We start from the raw sequence: 21,489 nt of genomic DNA, 5'->3' as shown, positions 1-21,489 counted from the left end.
AAGCAGGACACCGCCGGCTCCATCCGCATGCTCACCGGCGTCAGCGAGCTGCTGCGCATGGCCCTCAACACCACCAGTCGCCAGCAGGTCCCCCTCCATGAGGACCTTGACTTCCTGGACCGCTACCTCGACATCGAGCAGACCCGCTTCCAGGACCGGCTCCAGGTGGTCCGCGCCATTGACCCCGCCACGCTCGGCGCGCTCGTGCCCAGCCTCATCCTCCAGCCCCTGGTGGAGAACGCCATCAAGCACGGGCTCGGTACCCGCTCCGGAGCCGGATGCGTGGAGCTGCGCACCTGGCGTGAAGGCGCCCGTCTGGTGCTCGAAGTGCTCGATGACGGCCCCGGGCTCACGCCGGGCTGGGACACCCAGGGAGGTGGCATTGGTGTGGCCAACGTGCGAGCCCGCCTGCACCAACTCTACGGAGACGGCCACGCCTTCACGCTGGAGAACCGCGCCGGAGGCGGAGTGCGCGCCCGCCTGGAGCTGCCCTTCCAGTCCGCCCCGCCCGAGGTGCCCGTGTCATGAACGCGACTGCCTGCATCCGCACGCTCGTCGTGGATGACGAGCCCCTGGCTCGAGAGGGGCTGCGCCTGCTGCTCGCCTCGGACCCAGAGGTCAGCGTGGTGGGCGAGGCCGGCAACGGACCGGAGGCCGTGCGCCTCATTCGTGAACAGCGGCCCGATCTCGTCCTGCTCGACGTGCAGATGCCCGAGCTCAATGGCTTCGAGGTGCTCTCCCACCTGGAGCCCAGCGAGGTGCCTGCCGTCATCTTCGTCACCGCGTATGATCGCTATGCCCTGCGCGCCTTCGACATCCACGCGCTCGACTACCTCCTCAAGCCCTTCCGCGACGACCGCTTCCACGACGCCATTGGCCGAGCGAAGGCACAGATCCGCCTGGCGCGCATGTCCGACCTGAGCCAGCGGCTGATGTCCGTGCTCTCCACTTATGGCGAGCGTGACGTCACTCCCGTGCCCAGCCCGGCCCCCGCGCCCAGCCTGGCCCCCGATCCGTGGATGCACCGGCTCGCCATCCGCGACGCGGGCCGCGTGGTGTTCCTCGACGTGGACGAGATCGAATACATCGAGGCCGCCGACTACTACGTGCAGATTCATGCGGGCGGGAAGGCGTACCTCCATCGCGAGACGATGCAGAGCCTGGAGGCGCGCCTGGATCCAGAGCGCTTCATGCGCATCCACCGCTCGGCCATCGTCAACTCACGCCGCATCCGCGAGCTACGCAACGAGGGCCGCAGGGATCTCATCGTGGTGCTGACGGGTGGTGCCGAGCTGCGCGTCGCTCGCAGCCACCGCGAGAAGTTCCAGCACCTGCGCTGAGCAGGTGCATCCCGGGGATGTGGCCCGTTCGCCGCACGGGGGTGCCCATTCGCCGCAGCCCCGTCCCCACCGGCTGAACACTCCACCTGTGCGGCCCTCGCGCGGGCACTGTGCCTCCCGCAACCCACTCTCCACGGAGGCATCCCATGCTGTGCAAGTCTCTCGTTACCTCGTTCCTGGTCCTCGGTCTGACGTTCACTCCCGCAATCGCCGCCGCTGGCGAGGGCGCCGAGTGTGTCCAGGACAAGCTGACGCTCCAGACCGTCGTCGACAAGCACCTGAAGGCCCTGGGAGGGAAGGAGCGGCTCAAGGCCGTGAAGACGCTCCTGCTCACCACTGTCACCCGGGAGGGGGACACCGTCACGACCACCCACGTGCAGCGCGCGCGCCCCAACTTCGTGCGCCACGACATGGACAAGAACGGCGCCCAGGTCAGCAAAGTGTTCGACGGCCAGCAGGGATGGATCGTGGAGGGCTCGGCCGCTCCGCAGCGCATGGACAAGGAGAAGAACACGATGATGGCCGAGAGCGCCCCTTTCGATGACGCCCTGCTGGATCCGAAGGCCCAGGGCGTCGCGCTGAAGCTGGACGGCGTGGAGGAGGTGAATGGCAGTCCCGCGTTCAAGCTGATCCTCACCCGTGGCACCACCACGGAGGTTCGCCTCATCGACCAGGGGTCCTTCCTCGAGGTGCGCCGCACCTACGCCGGCATCCATGAGGGCAAGGCGTACACCAAGGCCGTCACCTTCTCCGACTACCGCGACGTGGACGGAATCATGCTGAGCTACCGTACGCAGTGGGAGGCTGACGGCAAGCAGGGCGAGAAGATCATCCAGAGCGCCCGCTACGACGCGCCCATTGACGCCTCGGTCTTCAGGCCGGGGACGCCGCGCAGCTGAGCCTGGTACCGCGTGAATTCGAGCCCGTCCAGGCGCGCCTGGACGCATTCCTGACGGAGTCCCGGTGCGACTGGCGAAGCGGGTGCGCCCCCTGGAGGCGCTGAAGAAGACGGTGTGGAGTGTGGCGGTGGTGGCGGCGGTGACTGGCTGCTCGGAGAAGAAGGCGGCTCCGGCGGCGCCTCCGCCCCGGGAGGTCGAGGTGGTGTCGCTGGTGCCGCGCGAGCTGCGCGACACCGGCGAGTACCTGGGCAGCCTGCTGTCGCGGCAGAGTGTCACGCTGCTGCCGCAGGTGACCGGCTCCGTGCGCCGCATCCACGTGCACCCCGGTCAGCGAGTGGAGGAAGGCACGCCGCTGGTGGAGGTGGACGCACGCGAGGAGACCGCCGCGCTCGACAGCGCGCAGGCCCAGTTGGGTTCCTCACGGGTGAACCTGGAACTGGCCCGTCGCATCCTGGCCCGCACGGAGGCTCTCAACCAGGGAGGCATCGCCAGTACGGAGGAACTGGAGAGCGCCCGAGCCCAGGTGGAAGCCGCCGAGGCCGCAGAGCGCTCGGCGGCCGCGCAGGTGGCGCAGCGCCAGGTGCAACTGCAGCTCCATGGGGTGCGCGCTCCCTTCGCGGGCACCGTGGGCGATGTGCTGGTGCGGGTGGGGGACCTCGTCAGCGCCTCCACTCCGCTGACCAGCATTGCCCAGACGGACGTCCTCGAGGTCAGCGTGTCGGTGCCCTCGCCGCGCGCCCGTTCCATCAAGCCGGACACAGCGCTGGAGCTCCTCGACGCCCAGGGGAAGGTGCTGCTCACCAGCAACGTCTTCTTCGTTGCGCCGCAAGCCGACCCACGCACCCAGTTGGTGGAGGTGAAGGCCTCCTTCCGCAACACGCTGGGCCTGCGCCTCAGTGAGTTGGTGCGCGCGCGCGTCGTCTACTCCGTGCGCGACGCTCTGCAGATTCCGGCGCTCGCGGTGGTGCGCCAGAGCGGCCAGCCCTTCGCGTTGGTGGTGCAGGAGAAGGAAGGCAAGACGGTGGTGGAGCGCCGTCCCATCACCCTGGGCGTGCTGGGGGAGCTGTCCTACGTGGTGGAGAAGGGGCTGGAGGCGGGCGACCGTGTGGCCATCTCGTCCATGCAGGCCCTGCGTGACGGCATGCCCGTCCAGGTGAAGGCCGCGCAGCACGCCGAGGCACGGCCCACCCCCCAGTCCCTGGCGAACGTGCCGCCGGCGAACGTCCGCTGAGCCGAAGGGACGGAGAGCACCATGTTCATCGACTTCTTCATCCGCAGGCCCGTCTTCGCCATCGTCTGCTCCATCTTGCTGACGCTGGCGGGAGCCATCGCCATTCCCACGTTGCCCGTCGCCCAGTACCCGGACCTGGCGCCGCCGCAGGTGACGGTCTCCGCTTCCTACGTGGGCGCCAGCGCCGAAGTGGTGGAGAGCGCCGTGACCATCCCGCTGGAGCAGGAACTCAACGGTGTGGAGGGCATGCGCTACATCACCTCCACCAGCAGCAATGACGGCACCAGCAATCTCACCATCACCTTCGAGTCTACGCGCGACATCGAGGTGGCCACGGTGGATGTGCAGAACCGCGTCAGCCGTGCTGCCGCACGCCTGCCCTTGCAGGTGAACCAGGCCGGCATCGTCGTCAACAAGGCGTCCAGTCAGATCCTCATGTCGATGGCGCTCTTCAGCCCGGACGAGCGCTATGACGCGAGGTTCCTCAGCAACTACGCCGACGTGAATCTCAAGGACGCGCTCAAGCGCGTGCGCGGCGTAGGGGAGGTGCGCATCTTCGGCGAGCGCAAGTTCGCCATGCGCCTGTGGCTGGACCCCACGGAGCTGGCGCGCCGCAAGCTCACCCCGCAGGACGTGACACGCGCCCTCCAGGAGCAGAACCTCCAGGTGGCCGCGGGTACGGTGGGACAGCCACCCGTCGATGAGGACCAGCCCTACCAGCTGGCGGTGCGCACACGCGGCCGGCTGGTGGAGCCGGACGAGTTCGGCGAGATCGTCCTCATGCGCCAGACGGACGGCAAGAGCGTCCGTGTGAAGGACGTGGGCCGCGTGGAGATGGGCGCGGAGAACTACGGCACGCTGATGCGCTTTGGCGGCAAGGTGGCCGTAGGGCTCGCCATCCTCCAGCTCCCCACCGCCAACGCGCTCACCGTTCGCGACGGCGTGCTTGAGGAGATGGAGCGGCTGTCCAAGCAGTTCCCCCCGGGCATGGAGTTCCAGCGAAGCCTGGACACCACGCTGGCGGTGCGCGCCACCCTCCACGAAGTGTTGAGGTCGCTCGTGGAGGCGATTGCGCTCGTCATCCTCGTCATCTTCTTGTTCCTGCACGGCTGGCGCAGCGTGCTCATCACCGCCTTCACCCTCCCGGTCTCACTGGTGGGCACCTTCGCCTTCGTCTGGTGGATGGACTTCTCCATCAACACGCTCACCCTCTTCGGTCTCACCCTGGCCACGGGCCTCGTGGTGGATGACGCCATTGTCGTCATCGAGAACATCGAGCGGCTGATGGTGGAGCGGAAGCTGTCGGCCGCGCAGGCCGCGCGGGAAGGCATGAAGGAGGTGGCCGGCGCGGTGGTCGCCATCTCCATCGTGCTGGTCGCGGTGTTCGTCCCGGTGGCGCTCTTCCCGGGTACCACGGGCGCCATCTACCGGCAGTTCGCGCTCACCATCGCCGCATCGGTAGCCCTGTCCACCTTTTGCGCCCTCACGCTGACACCCGCGCTGTCCGCGCGGATGCTCAGGCACTCCACGGGTGAGAAGTGGGTGTTCTTTCGCTGGGTGGACAATGCGCTCGACAGGACGCGGGCCCTGTATGCCCGCAGCCTGCGAAGGCTGCTGAAGCATCCCGTCATCCTCCTGATGGCGTTCCTCCTGTGCCTCGGGGCCACATGGGTGCTCCTCCGGGTGACGCCCACGGGATTCATCCCCGATGAAGACCAGGGCTACCTCATCATCTCCGTGCAGGGGCCCGAGGGCATGTCACTGGGCCAGACAGAGAAGGTCATGGCGGAGGTGGAGACGATCCTGAAGGCCCAGCCGGAGGTGCGAGTCATCTTCGGCACGGGCGGGTTCTCCGCTCAGGGCACGGGCTCCAACATGGCCAACATCTTCGTCGCCCTGACGCACTGGGAGGAGCGGCCCGGCAAGGATCAGACGGTGGCTGCGCTGGTGGAACGGCTGCGCGGCCCCTTCGGCCGGATTGGCGGCGCGCGAGTGGTTCCCTTCCAGCCGCCCGCCATCCGCGGCGTCGGCAGCGTGGGGGGCTTCCAGTTTGTCGTCGAGGACAGGGACGGTTCCAGCTCGCTGGACCTGCTTGCCTCGACCGCGCAGACACTCGTGGCCAGGGGCAGCGAGGACAACCAGCTGCGCGGTGTCTTCACCGGCTTCAACGCCGACACGCCCCTGCTCGACGTCGAGGTGGACCGGCAGAAGGCGAAGGCGCTCGGGGTGCCCATCGAGCAGATCTTCAGCACGATGCAGGTCTACATGGGCAGCCAGTACGTCAACGACTTCAACTACGCCAACCGTGCGTACCGCGTCTACGTCCAGGCCGAGCGGCAGTTCCGCGACAGCCCGCAGGACATCGGCTCCTTCTATGTGCGCAGCGACGGCGGGGACATGATTCCGCTGGAGTCCCTGGTGAAGGTGCAGCCCACCGTGTCCGCGCAGGTCATCCGCCACTACAACCTCTTCCGCTCGGTGGAAATCAACGGGCAGGCCGCGCCGGGTGTGTCTTCCGGACAGGCGATGGCGGCGATGGAGGCCCTGGCCGCGCAGCACCTGCCGCAGGGCATGAGCGCGGAATGGACGGGCATCAGCCTGGAGCAGAAGCAGAGCGGTGGGCAGACGGCCATCATCTTCGGCCTGGGGCTGCTCGTCGTGTTCCTGGTGCTGGCGGCTCAGTACGAGAGCTTCCTCCTGCCGCTGGTCATCATCCTCTCGGTGCCATTGGCCATCATGGGCGCGCTGGGCCTGCAGCTCTTGCGCGGGTACACGAATGACGTGTTCTGCCAGGTGGGACTGGTGATGCTGGTGGGGCTGGCCAGCAAGAACGCCATCCTCATCGTGGAGTTCGCGGAGCAACTGCGCGAGAGCGGCAAGAGCGCCCTCGACGCGGTGGTGGAGGCGGCCGAAGTGCGCCTGCGCCCCATCCTCATGACGTCCATCGCCTTCCTGCTCGGCGTGGTGCCGCTGATGACAGCCTCCGGTGCGGGCTCGGCCTCGCGCAACTCGCTGGGCACGGCGGTGTTCGGCGGCATGCTGGTGTCCACGGTGGTCAACTTCATCTTCATCCCTGGCCTCTACGTGCTGATGCAGAAGCTGCGCGGCGAGGCGAAGTGGCAGGCCCCGCTGGAGAGCGGAGCGCCTCAGCCGCAATGATCATTCCGTTGGGATGCGGAAGGGGTGCTTACACCTCTCCCGTCTCGTGGCCGAAGATCTCTCCAGGGTTGGGAGTCTTCGGGGCGGCGGGCTCGGGCTCCGCGGCGGGAGGCTTCTTGGCCAGCCCTCGCTTCCAGCGGCCCGAGAGGTAGTAGCCCATGCTCGCCATGAGGGAGAAGCCGAAGCTCAGGGCCATCCCGTACCAGATCCCCGTCACGCTCCCCATGCGGCGCGACAGCCACCAGGCCACGGGGACGCGGATCAGCCAGAGGCTCAGCAGCGAGATGACCGTCGTCATCAGCGTGTGGCCCGAACCATTGATGATGCCGTTGCTGACGAAGAGCAGGGCGAACAGGACGTAGCAACTCCCGACGATGTGCAGGTACGAGATCCCCGGCGCCAGCACGGCGGGATCCGAGACGAAGACCTTGAGGAGCACATCGGGGAACGCCACCACGATGGCCGAGATGACGAACGTGGTGCCTCCCGCGAGCAGGCAGCCCCAGCGGAAGATCTCCTTCACCCGGTGGTGGTGCCCCGCCCCCAGGTTCTGTCCCGCCAGCGTCGAGATCGCCATGCCGAACGTCATCGCCGGCATGAAGGCGATTTGATCGATCCGCGAGGCCGCGCCAAACGCCGCCGTGGCGATCTCTCCGAACCCGTTGACGAGCCCCGTCACCAGCACCATGCCGATCGACACGAGCGACTGCTGCACCGCGGCTGGCACGCCGATCTTCAGCGTCTTCCAGGTGATGGGCCCCAGGTGATTGAGCCTGGGCCAAGAGGGCGCGACCGGTACCTTCTTCACCCGGAGGTAGGAGATCAGCGTCACAAGCGCCAGGGCCTGGGAGATTACGGTGGCCCAGGCGGTTCCATTCAGCCCCAGCTTCGGCAGCCCGAGCCAGCCGAACATCAAGAGCGGATCCAACACCGTGGTGAAGAGGACCGAGCCGAACTGGAAGTAGAGCGGCGTCTTCGAGTCCCCTATGCCCTGAAGCAGGCTGCGCGTCAGGAACAGGCCGAAGCCCAGCGGCATCGAGAGCAGGAAGATTCGCAGGTAGCTGACCGACGCGTCGAAGACCTCCGGCGGCGTGTCCATGGCGCGCAGCACGCTCGGGGCGAAGAGCTGTCCGAGCACGGTGAGCACGATGGACAGCGAGTAGATCAGCAAGGTCGAGCTGTCGACGACCTTCTTCAGCTCGTCCATCTTCCTGGCGCCGAAGTTCTGCGACACCAGGATGCCCGTCGCCATCGTGAGGCCCATGCCGATGGCGAACAGCACGAAGACGACGGGGAAGCTCACCGTCACCGTCGCCAGGGCCGAGGTGCCCAGGAACCGCCCCACCCAGATGGCGTTGATGAAGCTGTACGCCGTCTGGAGAAAACTCCCGAGGAGCATCGGGATGGAGAACGCGACCAGGTGCTTCGGAATACTCCCCGTCGTCAGGTCACGTCCGAATTTGGATTGCATGCGCAGGCTCTATCAGTCTCAAAGGTAGGAATGCACCAGACAGTGCCTCCCTCCAGCCAGGGGAACGTGCCTCCGGTGCCTACCCATGCGCACTCGGCGGATTCGCGGTACAAAGGGGTTCCCTAGCACGGAGGCACCCGCCATGGTGGACACGAATCGACGCACCATCCGGTCCCGTCCCGTGGGCCGCGTCCTCAGCGGTCAGGATCAATACGAAAAAGAGGCCGTGGACGGGGATCCCGCCAGCCCCCTGGCGGCGATGAAGCGCGAGCGCGTCGCCGCGGAGGTGCTCCCTTCCACTGGCAAGGGCAGTTTCTCCGAGCGTCTCCAGCAGAAGTCCCAGGCCGACAAGCCGCGCAAGCCCTGAGGCCGTCCGGCCCGGCGTGACACCTTGCGCGATCGCGACGTCATCCTCACGGCAGGCAAGAGAGGGGCCCGGCCCTCGGGGCGATACGCTCGCGTGCTCGATCAGCGCTCGTGGGCCCTCTCGCTCATCATGGCCGCGGGGCTCGGGCTGCTCGTCTCCATTGCCACCACCAGCCTGCCGTACCTGGTGTCCTCTCCCACGACAGACCCTCACTTCGGTGCGCTCAACCAGTGCCTGACGGGAGCCCTGCAGGGGCCCCGGTTGGGCTGGGCGGTGGCGCCGGATGCTTCGCGCGCGGCCATCTTCGGCGCTCGCGCCGTGGCCCTGTGCCGCCGGGAGGGGCCGCCCACCGTCTTCTTCGCTCCGGGCGCCCGGGCTATCTCCTTCGATGGACAGGACCGGCTGTGGGTTGCCACCGGTGAGCAGTTGCTCAAGGAGGAGGCGGGCCAGCTTGTACCGGTGGGAGACTTTGCCCCCGTGGCCCTGGCGGGACACTCGGCTGGCGTGATCGCCCTGGATGCCGAGGGGCAGCTGCTCTCCATCTCCCCCCAGGGAGAGGTACTGGGGGAAGCCCGGTTGCCCGCTCCCGGTGCCCTGTCAGTGGGCTCGGGCGGCTCCCTGGCAGCCGTGCTCGTGGGCGGCGGCGTGGTGGCCTACGAGGCGAGCACCCTCACCCCGCTCCTCGCCGAGGCCCCCTGCGAGGTCGAGCAGCTCTGGTGGCAGGACGCTCCCGAGCGCGTCCTGCTGGCCTGTGGCTCGGACAAAGGGCTCTCGCTCGATCTCAGGACGGGCCAGCGGGCCGAAGTCCCTCTGCGGACCCGGACGCCCGCCCGGCGGCTCCCCGGGCGGCCCCTCTACGTTCAGGGCTGTGACGGGCTTCCGTGCACGGCTCCGGCCCCTTGAAGCGTTAGCAAAAGACCCAAGGGTCCAGGCACACCTGGAGCATGGGCCCTCGACCGAATGAGGTTGAGTTCTGAACCGTTGACCCAAGCGGTTTCGCTCGGCAGTCGACAACCCTCGGAACTCCTCTAGAAGTTGGCTTCTGGATACGTGCCCCTCCGCGGTGGCGCGTCCCCCATCCCTAGCTGAGGTTCATCTCTTGGACGAGAACGACAACATCCCCCCCGATGGCAAGAAGCGTGGCTCCCGTCGCAAGGAGCCAGCCAGCGGGGGAGGGACTTCCCAGCCCGCCACGAAGAGCCCGGCCAACCGAGTCAGGTCCCGCCTGACCCAGGTCGCTGACGAGCAGCCCGTCTCCGAGCCTGCTTCCCCTGGCAACGGTCCCCGCCGCAATGGCAACGGTAACGGCACCGGGAGGCATACCAGCCCCGGCCTCAGGGGCCGGGCAGAGGCGACGCGGCCGGCGGATCCGCTCTTCCCGCTGCTCGCGGCGCTCCGATCCGCCGAGTCCGGTGACTTCACCGTTCGCCTGCCCGAGAACACCAGCGGCGGGATGCTGGACCAGATCGCCCACGCCTTCAACGCGCTGGTGGGCCGCAATGCTACCTTCACGGACGAGATGGTCCGCGTCGAGCGCGTCGTCGGCCGCGAGGGCCGGATGGGCGAGCGCGTGACGCTCGGGGACGTGCGTGGGGGGTGGGCCACCAGCGTCAACTCCATCAACGCGCTGATCGGCGACCTGGTGCTGCCCACGACGGAAGTCGCGCGCGTGCTGGTCGCGGTGGCCGAGGGTGATCTCACCCAGAAGATGGCGCTCGAGATCGACGGCCAGTCCGTCAAGGGCGAGTTCCTCCGCATCGGCACCACGGTGAACACGATGGTGGACCAGCTGCGAGCGTTCGCCTCGGAAGTGACGCGCGTCGCGAAGGAAGTGGGCAGCGACGGCAAGCTGGGCGGCCAGGCCGATGTGAAGGGCGTTGCCGGTACGTGGAAGGACCTCACGGACAACGTGAACATCATGGCGTCCAACCTCACCGCCCAGGTGCGCAACATCGCCGAGGTCTCCACGGCGGTGGCCAAGGGCGACTTGTCCAAGAAGATCACGGTGGACGCCAAGGGCGAGGTGCTCCAGCTGAAGGACACCATCAACACGATGGTGGACCAGCTCAACTCGTTCGCCGCCGAAGTGACGCGCGTCGCCAAGGAAGTGGGCAGCGACGGCAAGCTGGGCGGTCAGGCCGAGGTGCGTGGAGTCGCGGGCACGTGGAAGGACCTCACGGACAACGTGAACTTCATGGCCTCCAACCTCACCACCCAGGTGCGCAACATCGCCGAGGTATCCACGGCGGTGGCTCGCGGGGACCTGTCCCGCAAGATCACCGTCGATGCGAAGGGCGAGGTGCTGGAGCTGAAGAACACCATCAACACGATGGTGGACCAGCTGAACAGCTTCGCCGCCGAGGTGACGCGCGTCGCCAAGGAGGTGGGCACGGAGGGCAAGCTGGGTGGCCAGGCCGAGGTGCGCGGCGTGTCCGGGGTCTGGAAGGACCTGACGGACAACGTGAACTTCATGGCCTCCAACCTCACCACCCAGGTGCGCGGCATCGTCAAGGTCGTGACGGCCGTCGCCAACGGTGACCTGAGCCAGAAGCTGCAAGTTCCGTCGCAGGGTGAGATCGCCGCGCTAGGCGCGACGCTCAACAACATGACGGACACACTCAACGTGTTCGCGCAGCAGGTGACGAGCGTGGCCCGCACGGTGGGCGTGGAGGGCAAGCTGGGCGCTCAGGCGCAGGTGCCCGGTGCCGCCGGCACGTGGAAGGACCTCACGGACAACGTGAACCTGATGGCGAACAACCTCACCGCCCAGGTGCGCAACATCGCCGAGGTGACGACGTCCGTCGCGAAGGGTGACCTGTCCAAGAAGATCACTGTGGACGTGAAGGGCGAGGTGCTGGAGCTGAAGAACACCATCAATACGATGGTGGACCAGCTCAACAGCTTCGCCGCCGAGGTGACCCGCGTCGCGAAGGAAGTGGGCACCGATGGCAAGCTGGGCGGTCAGGCCGAGGTGAAGGGCGTTGCCGGTACGTGGAAGGACCTCACGGACAACGTGAACTTCATGGCCTCCAACCTCACCACCCAGGTGCGCAACATCGCCCTGGTGACGACGGCGGTCGCGAAGGGCGATCTGTCCAAGAAGATCTCCGTCGACGCGCGCGGCGAGGTGCTGGAGCTGAAGAACACCATCAATACGATGGTGGACCAGCTGAACAGCTTTGCCGCCGAGGTGACCCGCGTTGCTCGCGAGGTGGGTACGCACGGCAAGCTGGGCGGTCAGGCCGAGGTGAAGGGTGTCGCGGGTACGTGGAAGGACCTCACGGACAACGTGAACTTCATGGCCTCCAACCTCACTACACAGGTGCGAGGCATCGCCAAGGTGGTGACGGCGGTCGCCAATGGTGACCTGTCGCAGCGCCTCAAGGTGGATGCGAAGGGCGAGGTGGCCGAGCTGGCCGACACCATCAACGCGATGACAGAGACGCTGTCCATCTTCGCCCAGCAGGTGACCGACGTCGCCCGCACGGTGGGTGTGGAGGGCAAGCTGGGCGCCCAGGCCGTGGTGCCGGGCGTCGCGGGCACGTGGAAGGACCTCACGAACAACGTGAACCTGCTCGCCAACAACCTGACCGATCAGGTTCGTAACATCGCCGAGGTGACCACAGCGGTGGCCCGCGGCGACCTGTCCCGCAAGATCACCGTCGACGCGAAGGGCGAGGTGATGGAGCTGAAGAACACCATCAACACGATGGTGGACCAGCTCCGCGCGTTCGCCTCGGAAGTGACCCGCGTCGCCAAGGAAGTGGGTACGGAAGGAAAGCTGGGCGGTCAGGCCGTGGTGCCGGGGGTCTCCGGTGTGTGGAAGGACCTCACGGACAACGTGAACTTCATGGCCTCCAACCTCACCACCCAGGTGCGAGGCATCGTCAAGGTCGTGACGGCCGTCGCCAACGGCGACCTGAGCCAGAAGCTCATCGTGGAAGCGAAGGGTGAGATCGCCGCCCTTGCGGACACCATCAACGCGATGACCCAGACGCTGTCCATCTTCGCCCAGCAGGTGACGGACGTCGCCCGCACGGTGGGTGTGGAGGGCAAGCTGGGCGCCCAGGCCGAAGTGCCGGGAGTCGCCGGTACGTGGAAGGACCTCACGAACAACGTGAACCTGCTGGCCAACAACCTCACCGCCCAGGTGCGAAACATCGCCGAAGTCTCCACTGCGGTGGCCAACGGAGACCTGTCCAAGAAGATCACCGTGGACGCGAAGGGTGAGGTGCTCCAGCTGAAGGACACCATCAACACGATGGTGGATCAGCTCCGCGCCTTCGCCTCGGAAGTGACCCGCGTCGCCAAGGAAGTGGGTACCGAGGGCAAGCTGGGCGGCCAGGCCGAAGTGAAGGGGGTGTCCGGCGTCTGGAAGGACCTCACGGACAACGTGAACGCCCTCACAGGCAACCTGACCGACCAGGTGCGAAACATCGCCAAGGTCACGACGGCCGTCGCCAATGGCGACCTGTCCCAGAAGATCACCGTCAGCGTGAAGGGTGAGGTGCTGGAGCTGAAGAACACCATCAACACGATGGTGGACCAACTGCGCGCCTTCGCCTCGGAAGTGACCCGCGTCGCCAAGGAAGTGGGCACCGAGGGCAAGCTGGGTGGCCAGGCCGACGTGAAGGGCGTGTCCGGCGTCTGGAAGGACCTCACAGACAACGTGAACGTCCTCGCCGGCAACCTGACCGATCAGGTGCGAAACATCGCCAAGGTCACGACGGCGGTCGCCAATGGTGACCTGTCGCAGAAGATCTCCGTCGAGGCCCGCGGCGAGATCCTCGAGCTGAAGAACACCATCAACACGATGGTGGACCAGCTCCGAGCGTTCGCCTCGGAAGTGACGCGCGTCGCCAAGGAAGTGGGTACGGAAGGAAAGCTGGGTGGCCAGGCCGAGGTGCCGGGAGTCGCCGGCACGTGGAAGAACCTCACGGACAACGTGAACTCCATGGCCTCCAACCTCACCGCCCAGGTGCGAAACATCGCCCTGGTGACGACGGCGGTGGCCAACGGAGACCTGTCCAAGAAGATCACCGTGGACGTGAAGGGCGAAATCCTGGAGCTGAAGAACACCATCAACACGATGGTGGACCAGCTGAACTCGTTCGCCTCGGAAGTGACACGCGTCGCCAAGGAAGTGGGTACGGAAGGAAAGCTGGGCGGCCAGGCCGAGGTGCGCGGTGTCTCCGGCACCTGGAAGGACCTCACGGACAACGTGAACTCCATGGCCCGCAACCTCACCACCCAGGTGCGCGGCATCGTCCGCGTGGTGACGGCCGTCGCCAACGGTGACCTGAAGCAGAAGCTCGTGGTCGACGCCAAGGGCGAGGTCGCCGCGCTCGCCGAGACCATCAACAACATGACCGACACGCTGGGCACCTTCGCCGAGCAGGTCTCCACGGTGGCCCGCGAGGTGGGTGTCGAAGGAAAGCTGGGCGGTCAGGCCCGTGTGCCCGGCGTCGCCGGCACCTGGAAGGACCTCACGGACAACGTGAACTTCATGGCCTCCAACCTCACCACCCAGGTGCGAGGCATCGTCAAGGTCGTGACGGCCGTCGCCAATGGTGACCTGGGCCAGAAGCTGGTCGTGGACGCCAAGGGCGAGGTGGCTGCTCTGGCCGAGACGATCAACAGCATGACGGACACCCTGGGCACCTTCGCCGAGCAGGTGACCACGGTGGCCCGCGAGGTGGGTATCGAAGGAAAGCTGGGAGGCCAGGCCCGTGTGCCCGGTGCTCGCGGCACGTGGCGCCAGCTCACGGACAACGTGAACCAGCTGGCCGGCACGCTCACCTCTCAGCTGCGCGCCATCTCGGACGTGGCCACCGCCGTGACCAAGGGCGACCTGACCCGCAGCATCACCGTCAGCGCCGAGGGCGAAGTGGCCGCGCTGAAGGACAACATCAACCAGATGATCTTCAACCTGCGTGAGACCACGCAGAAGAACCAGGAGCAGGACTGGCTCAAGACGAACCTGGCGAAGTTCAGCGGCATGATGCAGGGCCAGAAGAACCTGGAGGCCGTCAGCCGCCTCATCATGAGCGAGCTGACACCGCTGGTCGGCGCCCACCACGGCGCCTTCTTCCTGGCGGACCAGGAGGGCAACCAGCCGTTGCTCAAGCTCACGAGCACCTACGCCTACCGTGAGCGCAAGAACATCTCCAACCGCTTCCGCCTGGGCGAGGGCCTGATCGGCCAGTGCGCCCTGGAGAAGAAGACCATCCTGCTCACCCGCGTCCCCGCGGACTACATCACCATCTCGTCTGGCCTGGGCGAGTCCAGCCCCCTCAACATCATCGTCCTGCCCGTGCTCTTCGAGGGCGAGGTGAAGGCCATCATCGAGCTGGCCTCGTTCCACCCGTTCAGCGCCATCCATCAGATCTTCCTGGATCAGCTCACCGAGAGCATCGGCGTGGTCCTGAACATGATCATGGCCAACATGCGCACCGAGGAGCTGCTGCTCCAGTCGCAGAGCCTCACCCAGGAGCTGCAGAGCCAGTCCAAGGAACTCACCCAGCAGCAGGAGGAGCTCAAGCGCACCAACACCGAGCTGGAGGCGCAGGCGCTCGAGCTGGAGGAGAAAGCCAAGCAGCTCGAGGAGCAGAACACCCGCGTCGAGGAGAAGAACCTCGAGGTGGAACGGGCCCGCTCCAGCCTCGAGGAGAAGGCCGAACAGCTCACCATCATCTCCAAGTACAAGAGCGAGTTCCTGGCCAACATGAGCCACGAGCTGCGCACCCCGCTCAACTCGCTGCTCATCCTCGCCAAGCTCCTGTCCGACAACAAGGACGGCAACCTCAGCGGCAAGCAGGTGGAGTACGCCAACACCATCTACGCCAGCGGCGGAGACCTGCTCACCCTCATCAACGAGATCCTCGATCTGTCCAAGGTCGAGGCCGGCAAGATGCAGGTGGAGCCTCGGGACATCCTCCTCACGGACCTCAACCAGTTCGTGGATCGCTCGTTCCGTCCGGTGGCCGACCAGAAGAACCTGTCCTTCACCGTGGAGCTGGCGCCCAACACGCCGCGCTCCATCCGCACGGATCCGCAGCGGCTGCAGCAGATCCTCAAGAACCTGCTCTCCAACGCCTTCAAGTTCACGGACACCGGCAGCGTGAAGATGGTGGTGAAGTCGGCCGAGAATCACGTGCGCCTGGATCACGATGTGCTGCGCAAGGCCAAGCGCGTCATCGCCTTCGCGGTGACGGACACGGGCATCGGCATCGCCAAGGACAAGCAGAAGCTCATCTTCGAGGCCTTCCAGCAGGCGGACGGTTCCACCGCCCGCAAGTACGGAGGCACCGGCCTGGGCCTGTCCATCTCGCGCGAGATCGCCAAGCTGCTGGGTGGAGAGATCCACGTGGACAGCGAGCCGGGCAAGGGCAGCACCTTCACGCTGTACATGCCGCCCGAGTACGTGGGGCCCGAGGATGATGGCGTCATCCCGTCCTCCCCGCCCACGCCGCTCACGCCCACCAGCCCCCCTCCGGCGCCAGGGCGCCAGGCGGTGGAGCCGGTCTCCCCGCCCGTGCAGGCCTACACGCCGCCCCCCGTGGCCGAGAACGCGCACGTGCTGGACGCGGCGCTGCCTCCCCCAGTGGACACGCAGCTGGCCCCGCTCTCCGTGGATGACGATCGGGAGCACATCCGCGAGGGAGACCGCGTCCTCCTCATCATCGAGGATGACCTGAAGTTCGCCCGCATCATGGCGCAGATGGCCCGCGAGAAGGGCTTCAAGGTCCTGGTGGCCAGCCGCGGTGACAGCGGCCTGTCCATGGCCAACGAATACCTGCCCCATGCCATCACCCTGGACATCCAATTGCCGGTGGTGGACGGCTGGAGCGTGCTGGAGCGCCTCAAGCGCAACCCGCGCACGCGCCACATCCCCGTTCACATCATCAGCGTGATGGACAAGCACCAGGGCAATACCCAGGGCGCGTTCGGCTACCTCACCAAGCCCGTGAGCAAGGAGGGCCTGGAGCACGTCTTCGGCCAGCTGGCCCGCTTCCTGGAACGCAAGGAGCGCCGGCTGCTGCTCGTCGAGGACGATGACGTGCAGCGCGACAGCCTGAACAAGCTGCTGGGCGAGGGCGAGGATGTCGTGGTCACGGCCGTGCCCACCGGTCAGGAAGCGCTGCGAACGCTGGAGAAGGGCGAGTACGACTGCCTCGTCATCGACCTGCTGCTGCCGGACATGGACGGCACCAAGCTGGTGGAGGAGGTGAAGACCCAGCCTCGCTTCCGGGACCTGCCCATCGTCGTCTACACCGGCAAGGAGTTGACGCCCAAGGACGAGGCTCGCCTCAAGCGCTACACCGGCAGCGTCATCCTCAAGAGCGGGCCCAAGAGTCCAGACCAGCTCCTGGGCGACACGGCGCTCTTCCTCCACCGCCTGGACCAGAACCTCTCACCCCGCGCCCGCCAGGCCCTGGCCCAGCGGGACGCCGGGCACGATACGGAGCTGGCTGGCAAGAAGGTGCTCGTCGTCGATGACGACATGCGCAACATCTTCGCGCTCACCAGCGTTCTGGAGAACCACGGCCTGCAGGTCACCTTCGCCGAGAACGGCCGCGCCGCCATCGAGGCGCTCCGCAAGCAGCCCGACGTGGACGTGGTGCTGATGGACATCATGATGCCGGAGATGGACGGCTACGAGACCATGCGGGCCATCCGCCAGGATCTCCAGCTTTCCCGGCTTCCCATCATCGCCGTCACCGCCAAGGCACTGAAGGACGACCGCGAGAAGTGCATGGCGGCCGGTGCGAGCGATTACCTACCCAAGCCGGTCGACACCGACAAGCTCATCGAGCTCATTCGTTTGTGGGTGAACGCCTGAGTTGGATAGCGCACGACTCGTGCCCCTCCGGGCTTCTGTCTGGAGGGGCGCGGGCCTAGCTTTCTACCGGCCATACCCCCGGGGCCCCGTTTGCTCAGCATGATTCCCACCGAAGCTCCCATCGATCGCCCCACTGAGAGCGCTCCTCGCCAGCGGGCGAGCATCTTGATGGTGGATGACCACTCCTCCAACCTCCTGGCGCTCGAGGCCATCCTCGAGCCCCTGGGTCAGGAACTGGTCAAGGCCACCAGCGGTGAAGAAGCGCTCAAATTCCTGCTCCAGCGGGACTTCGCCGTCATCCTCATGGATGTGCAGATGCCGGGCCTGGACGGCTTCCAGACCGCGGCGCTCATCAAGCAGCGCGAGCGCACACGCACCATCCCCATCATCTTCCTCACCGCGCTCAGCCGGGACGCGGCCCACATCTTCAAGGGCTACGCACACGGCGCGGTGGACTACCTGCTCAAGCCGTTCGACCCGGAGATCCTCCGCTCCAAGGTCAGCGTCTTCGTGGACCTGTTCCTCAAGGAGCAGCAGCTCCAGCGCCAGGCGGCGCTGCTGCGCCAGAAGGAGCGCGAGGCGCTCGAGCGCCAGAACGAGCTGCGCTACCGCCGGCTGCTGGACTCGCTGCCGGAGTGCATGTGGGCGGCCCGTGCGGATGGGACGATGTATTACGCCAACCAGGTGTGGCGCTCCTACACCGGTCGGGAGAACGGGGACCTGTCGCTCGAGCTCTTCCTGGAGGACGTGCACCCCACGGAGCGCGATGCGATGCGCGCGGTGTGGGATGCGGCGGTGAAGCAGGGGGCTCGGCAGGAGCGCGAGTTCCGTCTGCGTCGCAAGGATGGGGTGTGGCGTTGGCACCTGGCGCGCGCGGTCCCCGAGCGGGACGAGAACGGGCGGATGGCGGGCATCATCGCCGTGGCCACGGACATCGACGACAAGAAGCGCACCGAGGATGCGCTGGCACGCTTCAAGGCCACGCTGGACGCCACGCTCGACTGCGTCCTCATGTTCGAGCCCGAGAAGCTCACGCTCACCTACGCCAACGCCGGAGCTGCCCGGCAGCTGGACGTGGCGGTGGAGGAGCTGCTCGGCGGCAGCATACTGAAGGTGGAGAGTGGGGTGGATGAGGAGGGCTTCCGCCGGCTGCTCGCGCCGCTGTTGAGCGGGACGCTGCCGAGCCAGACGTACACCACCACGCACCGGCGCCGGGGCGGGTCGGAGGTGCCGGTGGAGGTGGTGCTCCAATACGTCGCGGCGGGTGAGGGCCAGGGCCGTTTCATCTGCGTGGCCCGCGATGTCACCGAGCGTCAGCGCGCGGAGGCCGCGCTGAGGATGGCCAACGAGGCCAAGGATGCCTTCCTCGCCGCGGCCAGCCACGAGCTGCGTACGCCGCTGGCGGCGGCCAAGGGCCACGCGCACCTGGCCATGCTCAAGCTGGGGGGCCAGACGGAGAACGGGCCCGGCAAGTCGTTGACGATCATCAACAGGCAGATCGATCGGATGACCAAGCTGGTCGAGGAGCTGCTGGACATCAGCCGGCTGCAGGCCGGGCGCCTGTCGCTGGAGCTGGAGCGGTTCGACATGGCGGGGTTGGTGCGTGAGACGTGCGAGCGCATGTCGGTGCTCGCGCAAGCGCACCCGCTGCGGGTGGACGCGCCCGAGAAGCTGGAGGGCCTGTGGGACCGTGGGCGGCTGGATCAGGTGCTCACCAACTTGTTGTCCAACGCCATCCGCTACTCGCCTGATGGAGGCGAGGTGGCGGTGCGGTTGGTGGAGGAGGATGCCGGGGTCCACCTGATGGTGAAGGACCGCGGCGTGGGGATTCCGCCAGAGAAGCAGGGGCTCATCTTCGAGCGCTTCGGGCGTGCGCACGGCTCGAAGTATGGAGGGCTGGGGTTGGGGCTGACGATCAGCCAGGGCATCGTGGAGCAGCACGGTGGGCGCATCTGGGTGGAGTCGCGGGGAGTGGCTGGGGAAGGCTCCACCTTCCACGTCTGGTTGCCTCGCGAGGTGGCGCAGGCGAGCGCCGCGGCTCAGGCGTCTCTCTCCGTGCCGCAACACCAGGTGTCCGCGGGCTGAGCCCAGGAGGTGTACTCCAAGCTCATCGAGGACAAGGACCCGGGGGCTCGGTGAGGATATCCGCGTCACCCGGGCCGTTGAGTGCGCGGGAGAACGCATCGGGTTCTCCAGGGGAGTGAGGAGGGCATCTACATTGGGGCCATGGATGCTCTGGCTGGGCGGAGAGACGCACCGTGGGTTCTCACCCGAGGTCCGAGCGGGTGGTGGCGCGTAGCGGGAGTGCTGGTGTTGAGTCTGGCGATAGGAGGGTGCGTGGCGGGACCGCGCCCCTCGGATCCGTGCCCCTTGCTTCCTGGCTGTGGCGACTCTCTGGTGCGGCCGCGGGAGCAGCGGGCCTTGCAGCAGCGGCGGGAGGTGGGAGCACAGACTGTCGGCCTGAGACAGGGCCGTGAAAGGAACGAGCGGGACGAGGCTCGGCGCCAGGTGGCCGTCGAAGCGAAGCTGGATGAGTACTACGCATGGGCGGTGGCGCGGTGGGCCGAGGCGGCGCAGGAGCGCACGCGGCTGATAGGGCCCCGGCACCTGCTGACTGAGCATCCGCTGCGCACCCAATCGCTGGAGGCGCTGGCGAGGGCCGTGCTGGATTGGGCGTACGACCATTCGCAGGACGAGGAGCTGTTGCGAAGGAGCCCCACCGAAGTGGCGCTCTACCTGCTGGCCCGGCGCAGCTCGCTGGCCACGGCCATCGAGCTGGGGAAGGTGGCTCCGCCGCACCTGGACTACACGCCTTTGGAGGACAAGGGCCCTTCCACCGAGGAGCTGATCATCGAGCTGCTGTACGGCTTGATGCCGGGGCTGGGCGAGCTGGCGGACGCTGAGGGAGTCCTCATTGGCTACAGCGTGACGGGCCGCGAGCTGGACGCGAACGAGCGGTTGCTGTGCGCGATAGGCGTGTTGATACCGCTGGTGTCGGGGCGTGCGCTCGCTGAGGGCGGGCAGTGGGTGGAGCGCGCGGCGCTGGTGACGGGCCGGAGCTTGGAGGAGATGCGCGTGCTCCAGCGGGTGGCCTCGCACCTGAGCTCCGAGGATGCGGCGCAGGTGGAGAAGCTGCTGCGCGATGTGGCCAAGGGAGGACGGTTGAGTGAGGAGGAGGTGGCCTTCCTGCGGCGGGTGGCGGCCGGATTGGAGAAGCCGCTGCTGAAGGCGGCCGCGACGTTGCAGCGCGGAGGCAAGGTGTCGCTGGTGGGCTCGCGCGTGGGTGAGGCGGGGCTGCGTCTGGAGCCGGGCACAGCCGAGCACATGGCGGCCGCCTGGGTGGACTATCAGTTCCGCCACCCGGAGAAGTACTCGAGTTTCCGCTTCGCCATCGACGCGGACTGGAAGAGGAAGTACGAGTTGATCCTGAAGAACAAGGGAGCCGGAGGTGAGTTCGAGCAACTGGTGCTTCAGGCACGCAAGCAGGAGAAGAATCGGGCGATGATGATGCCGCCGCCGGGCAGCCAGGCCGAGGGTTTCATCCCTGATGCGGTGATGAGCAGCCCCACACCAGGGGAGTTGGTCTGGGGCCAGCCCTACTTCCTCATCGAGGCCAAGGCGCGCCAGGACCTGTCACTGGGAGGTAATCTCATGGCCATGCTACGGTACGTAGAGAAGTACGGCGGACATGTGGAACTCTGGATTCGTTCGCCGAAGCATTCCGAGGGAGCAACTCGGCTCACGGAACCGCTACGTGATCTGCTCTCAATTCTTGGACGGCAGGGAAGGGCCAGCGTGAGGCCGTTCCCGTGACCTCTCTGAGCAAGAGTTTGGGTCTGAAGACGCATGTCTGCTTGCCCCCCGGTGTCCCATCTGGGGAGAGCGTGAGAGAATTGCTTCGTCTTGCTTTCGACGAGTTTCGTTGGTTCGAGCCCGCGAGATATGGTGATGCTTTCCTTGAGAGAAAGGTTGCCTCACGGTGCATTGACTATGCGTCGCTCGTCGCGTTCTACGAGGAAGGAAGCACCCTTTGCGTCGCTGCGCGAACTGACAGCGACTTCTTATTCTTGCATCCGGCCAGGCCTGATGTTCCTCCATACACGGGTAGCCTCATATGGGTGAGTTCCGCGCGTAAGGGGAATACTCCCGCTGGGGCGGCGGCGCAGATGAGCCAGGTGGC

11 protein-coding genes are annotated in these 21,489 nt (G+C 66.7%); 10 read left to right on the top strand and 1 reads right to left on the bottom strand.

Annotated elements, in window-relative coordinates; genetic code table 11:
• The 5 genes from KY501_RS38580 to KY501_RS38560 all read left to right on the top strand — a co-directional run.
• The coding region (locus KY501_RS38580; RefSeq protein WP_224368889.1) for a sensor histidine kinase at window positions 1–528 on the top strand (528 nt) is incomplete at its 5' end.
• The gene (locus KY501_RS38575; RefSeq protein ID WP_224368888.1) at window positions 525–1,340 is read left to right on the top strand and encodes a LytR/AlgR family response regulator transcription factor; all 816 of its coding nucleotides are present in this window, start codon (window positions 525–527) and stop codon (window positions 1,338–1,340) included. The genes KY501_RS38580 and KY501_RS38575, both read left to right, overlap by 4 nt.
• Window positions 1,341–1,486: 146 nt before the next feature.
• Window positions 1,487–2,239: an outer membrane lipoprotein-sorting protein gene (locus tag KY501_RS38570; RefSeq protein ID WP_224368887.1), complete on the top strand. Its 753-nt coding sequence runs from the start codon at window positions 1,487–1,489 to the stop codon at window positions 2,237–2,239.
• Between the two features lie 91 nt (window positions 2,240–2,330).
• Window positions 2,331–3,470: an efflux RND transporter periplasmic adaptor subunit gene (locus tag KY501_RS38565; protein ID WP_373691698.1), complete on the top strand. Its 1,140-nt coding sequence runs from the start codon at window positions 2,331–2,333 to the stop codon at window positions 3,468–3,470.
• Between the two features lie 21 nt (window positions 3,471–3,491).
• Window positions 3,492–6,629 (top strand): efflux RND transporter permease subunit, encoded by a 3,138-nt coding sequence (locus tag KY501_RS38560; RefSeq protein WP_224368885.1) that lies wholly within the window; start codon window positions 3,492–3,494, stop codon window positions 6,627–6,629.
• Window positions 6,630–6,657: 28 nt separating this feature from the next.
• On the opposite strand, the gene KY501_RS38555 is transcribed toward KY501_RS38560, so the two are convergent.
• Window positions 6,658–8,100 (bottom strand): MATE family efflux transporter, encoded by a 1,443-nt coding sequence (locus KY501_RS38555; protein WP_224368884.1) that lies wholly within the window; start codon window positions 8,098–8,100, stop codon window positions 6,658–6,660.
• 142 nt (window positions 8,101–8,242) lie between these two features.
• Between KY501_RS38555 and KY501_RS38550 the strand changes: the two genes are divergently transcribed.
• From KY501_RS38550 to KY501_RS38530, 5 genes are all read left to right on the top strand, one after another.
• The gene (locus KY501_RS38550) at window positions 8,243–8,467 is read left to right on the top strand and encodes a hypothetical protein (protein ID WP_224368883.1); all 225 of its coding nucleotides are present in this window, start codon (window positions 8,243–8,245) and stop codon (window positions 8,465–8,467) included.
• 24 nt (window positions 8,468–8,491) lie between these two features.
• On the top strand, window positions 8,492–9,370 hold the full coding sequence (locus tag KY501_RS38545; protein WP_224368882.1) for a hypothetical protein: 879 nt from the start codon (window positions 8,492–8,494) through the stop codon (window positions 9,368–9,370).
• 655 nt (window positions 9,371–10,025) lie between these two features.
• On the top strand, window positions 10,026–17,309 hold the full coding sequence (locus tag KY501_RS38540) for a HAMP domain-containing protein (RefSeq protein ID WP_444881616.1): 7,284 nt from the start codon (window positions 10,026–10,028) through the stop codon (window positions 17,307–17,309).
• Window positions 17,310–17,408: 99 nt separating this feature from the next.
• Window positions 17,409–19,394: a hybrid sensor histidine kinase/response regulator gene (locus tag KY501_RS38535; RefSeq protein ID WP_224368880.1), complete on the top strand. Its 1,986-nt coding sequence runs from the start codon at window positions 17,409–17,411 to the stop codon at window positions 19,392–19,394.
• A gap of 252 nt (window positions 19,395–19,646) precedes the next feature.
• Window positions 19,647–21,122, top strand: coding sequence for a hypothetical protein (locus KY501_RS38530; protein ID WP_224368879.1), 1,476 nt, complete (start codon window positions 19,647–19,649; stop codon window positions 21,120–21,122).
• Window positions 21,123–21,489: the final 367 nt, after the last annotated feature.

Source organism: Hyalangium versicolor (assembly GCF_020103695.1).
Classification (GTDB): Bacteria; Myxococcota; Myxococcia; order Myxococcales; family Myxococcaceae; genus Hyalangium; species Hyalangium versicolor.
The sequence above is the reverse complement of the archived record's forward strand: the minus strand, read 5'-3'. Positions and strand labels throughout refer to the sequence as shown.

Excerpts from the sequence above, each read along its gene's own strand:
- KY501_RS38575 (WP_224368888.1), top strand. The coding sequence starts at position 525 with ATGAACGCGACTGCCTGCATCCGCACGCTCGTCGTGGATGACGAGCCC.
- KY501_RS38570 (WP_224368887.1), top strand. The coding sequence starts at position 1,487 with ATGCTGTGCAAGTCTCTCGTTACCTCGTTCCTGGTCCTCGGTCTGACG.
- KY501_RS38560 (WP_224368885.1), top strand. The coding sequence starts at position 3,492 with ATGTTCATCGACTTCTTCATCCGCAGGCCCGTCTTCGCCATCGTCTGC.
- KY501_RS38555 (WP_224368884.1), bottom strand. The coding sequence starts at position 8,100 with ATGCAATCCAAATTCGGACGTGACCTGACGACGGGGAGTATTCCGAAG.
- KY501_RS38550 (WP_224368883.1), top strand. The coding sequence starts at position 8,243 with ATGGTGGACACGAATCGACGCACCATCCGGTCCCGTCCCGTGGGCCGC.
- KY501_RS38540 (WP_444881616.1), top strand. The coding sequence starts at position 10,026 with ATGGGCGAGCGCGTGACGCTCGGGGACGTGCGTGGGGGGTGGGCCACC.
- KY501_RS38535 (WP_224368880.1), top strand. The coding sequence starts at position 17,409 with ATGATTCCCACCGAAGCTCCCATCGATCGCCCCACTGAGAGCGCTCCT.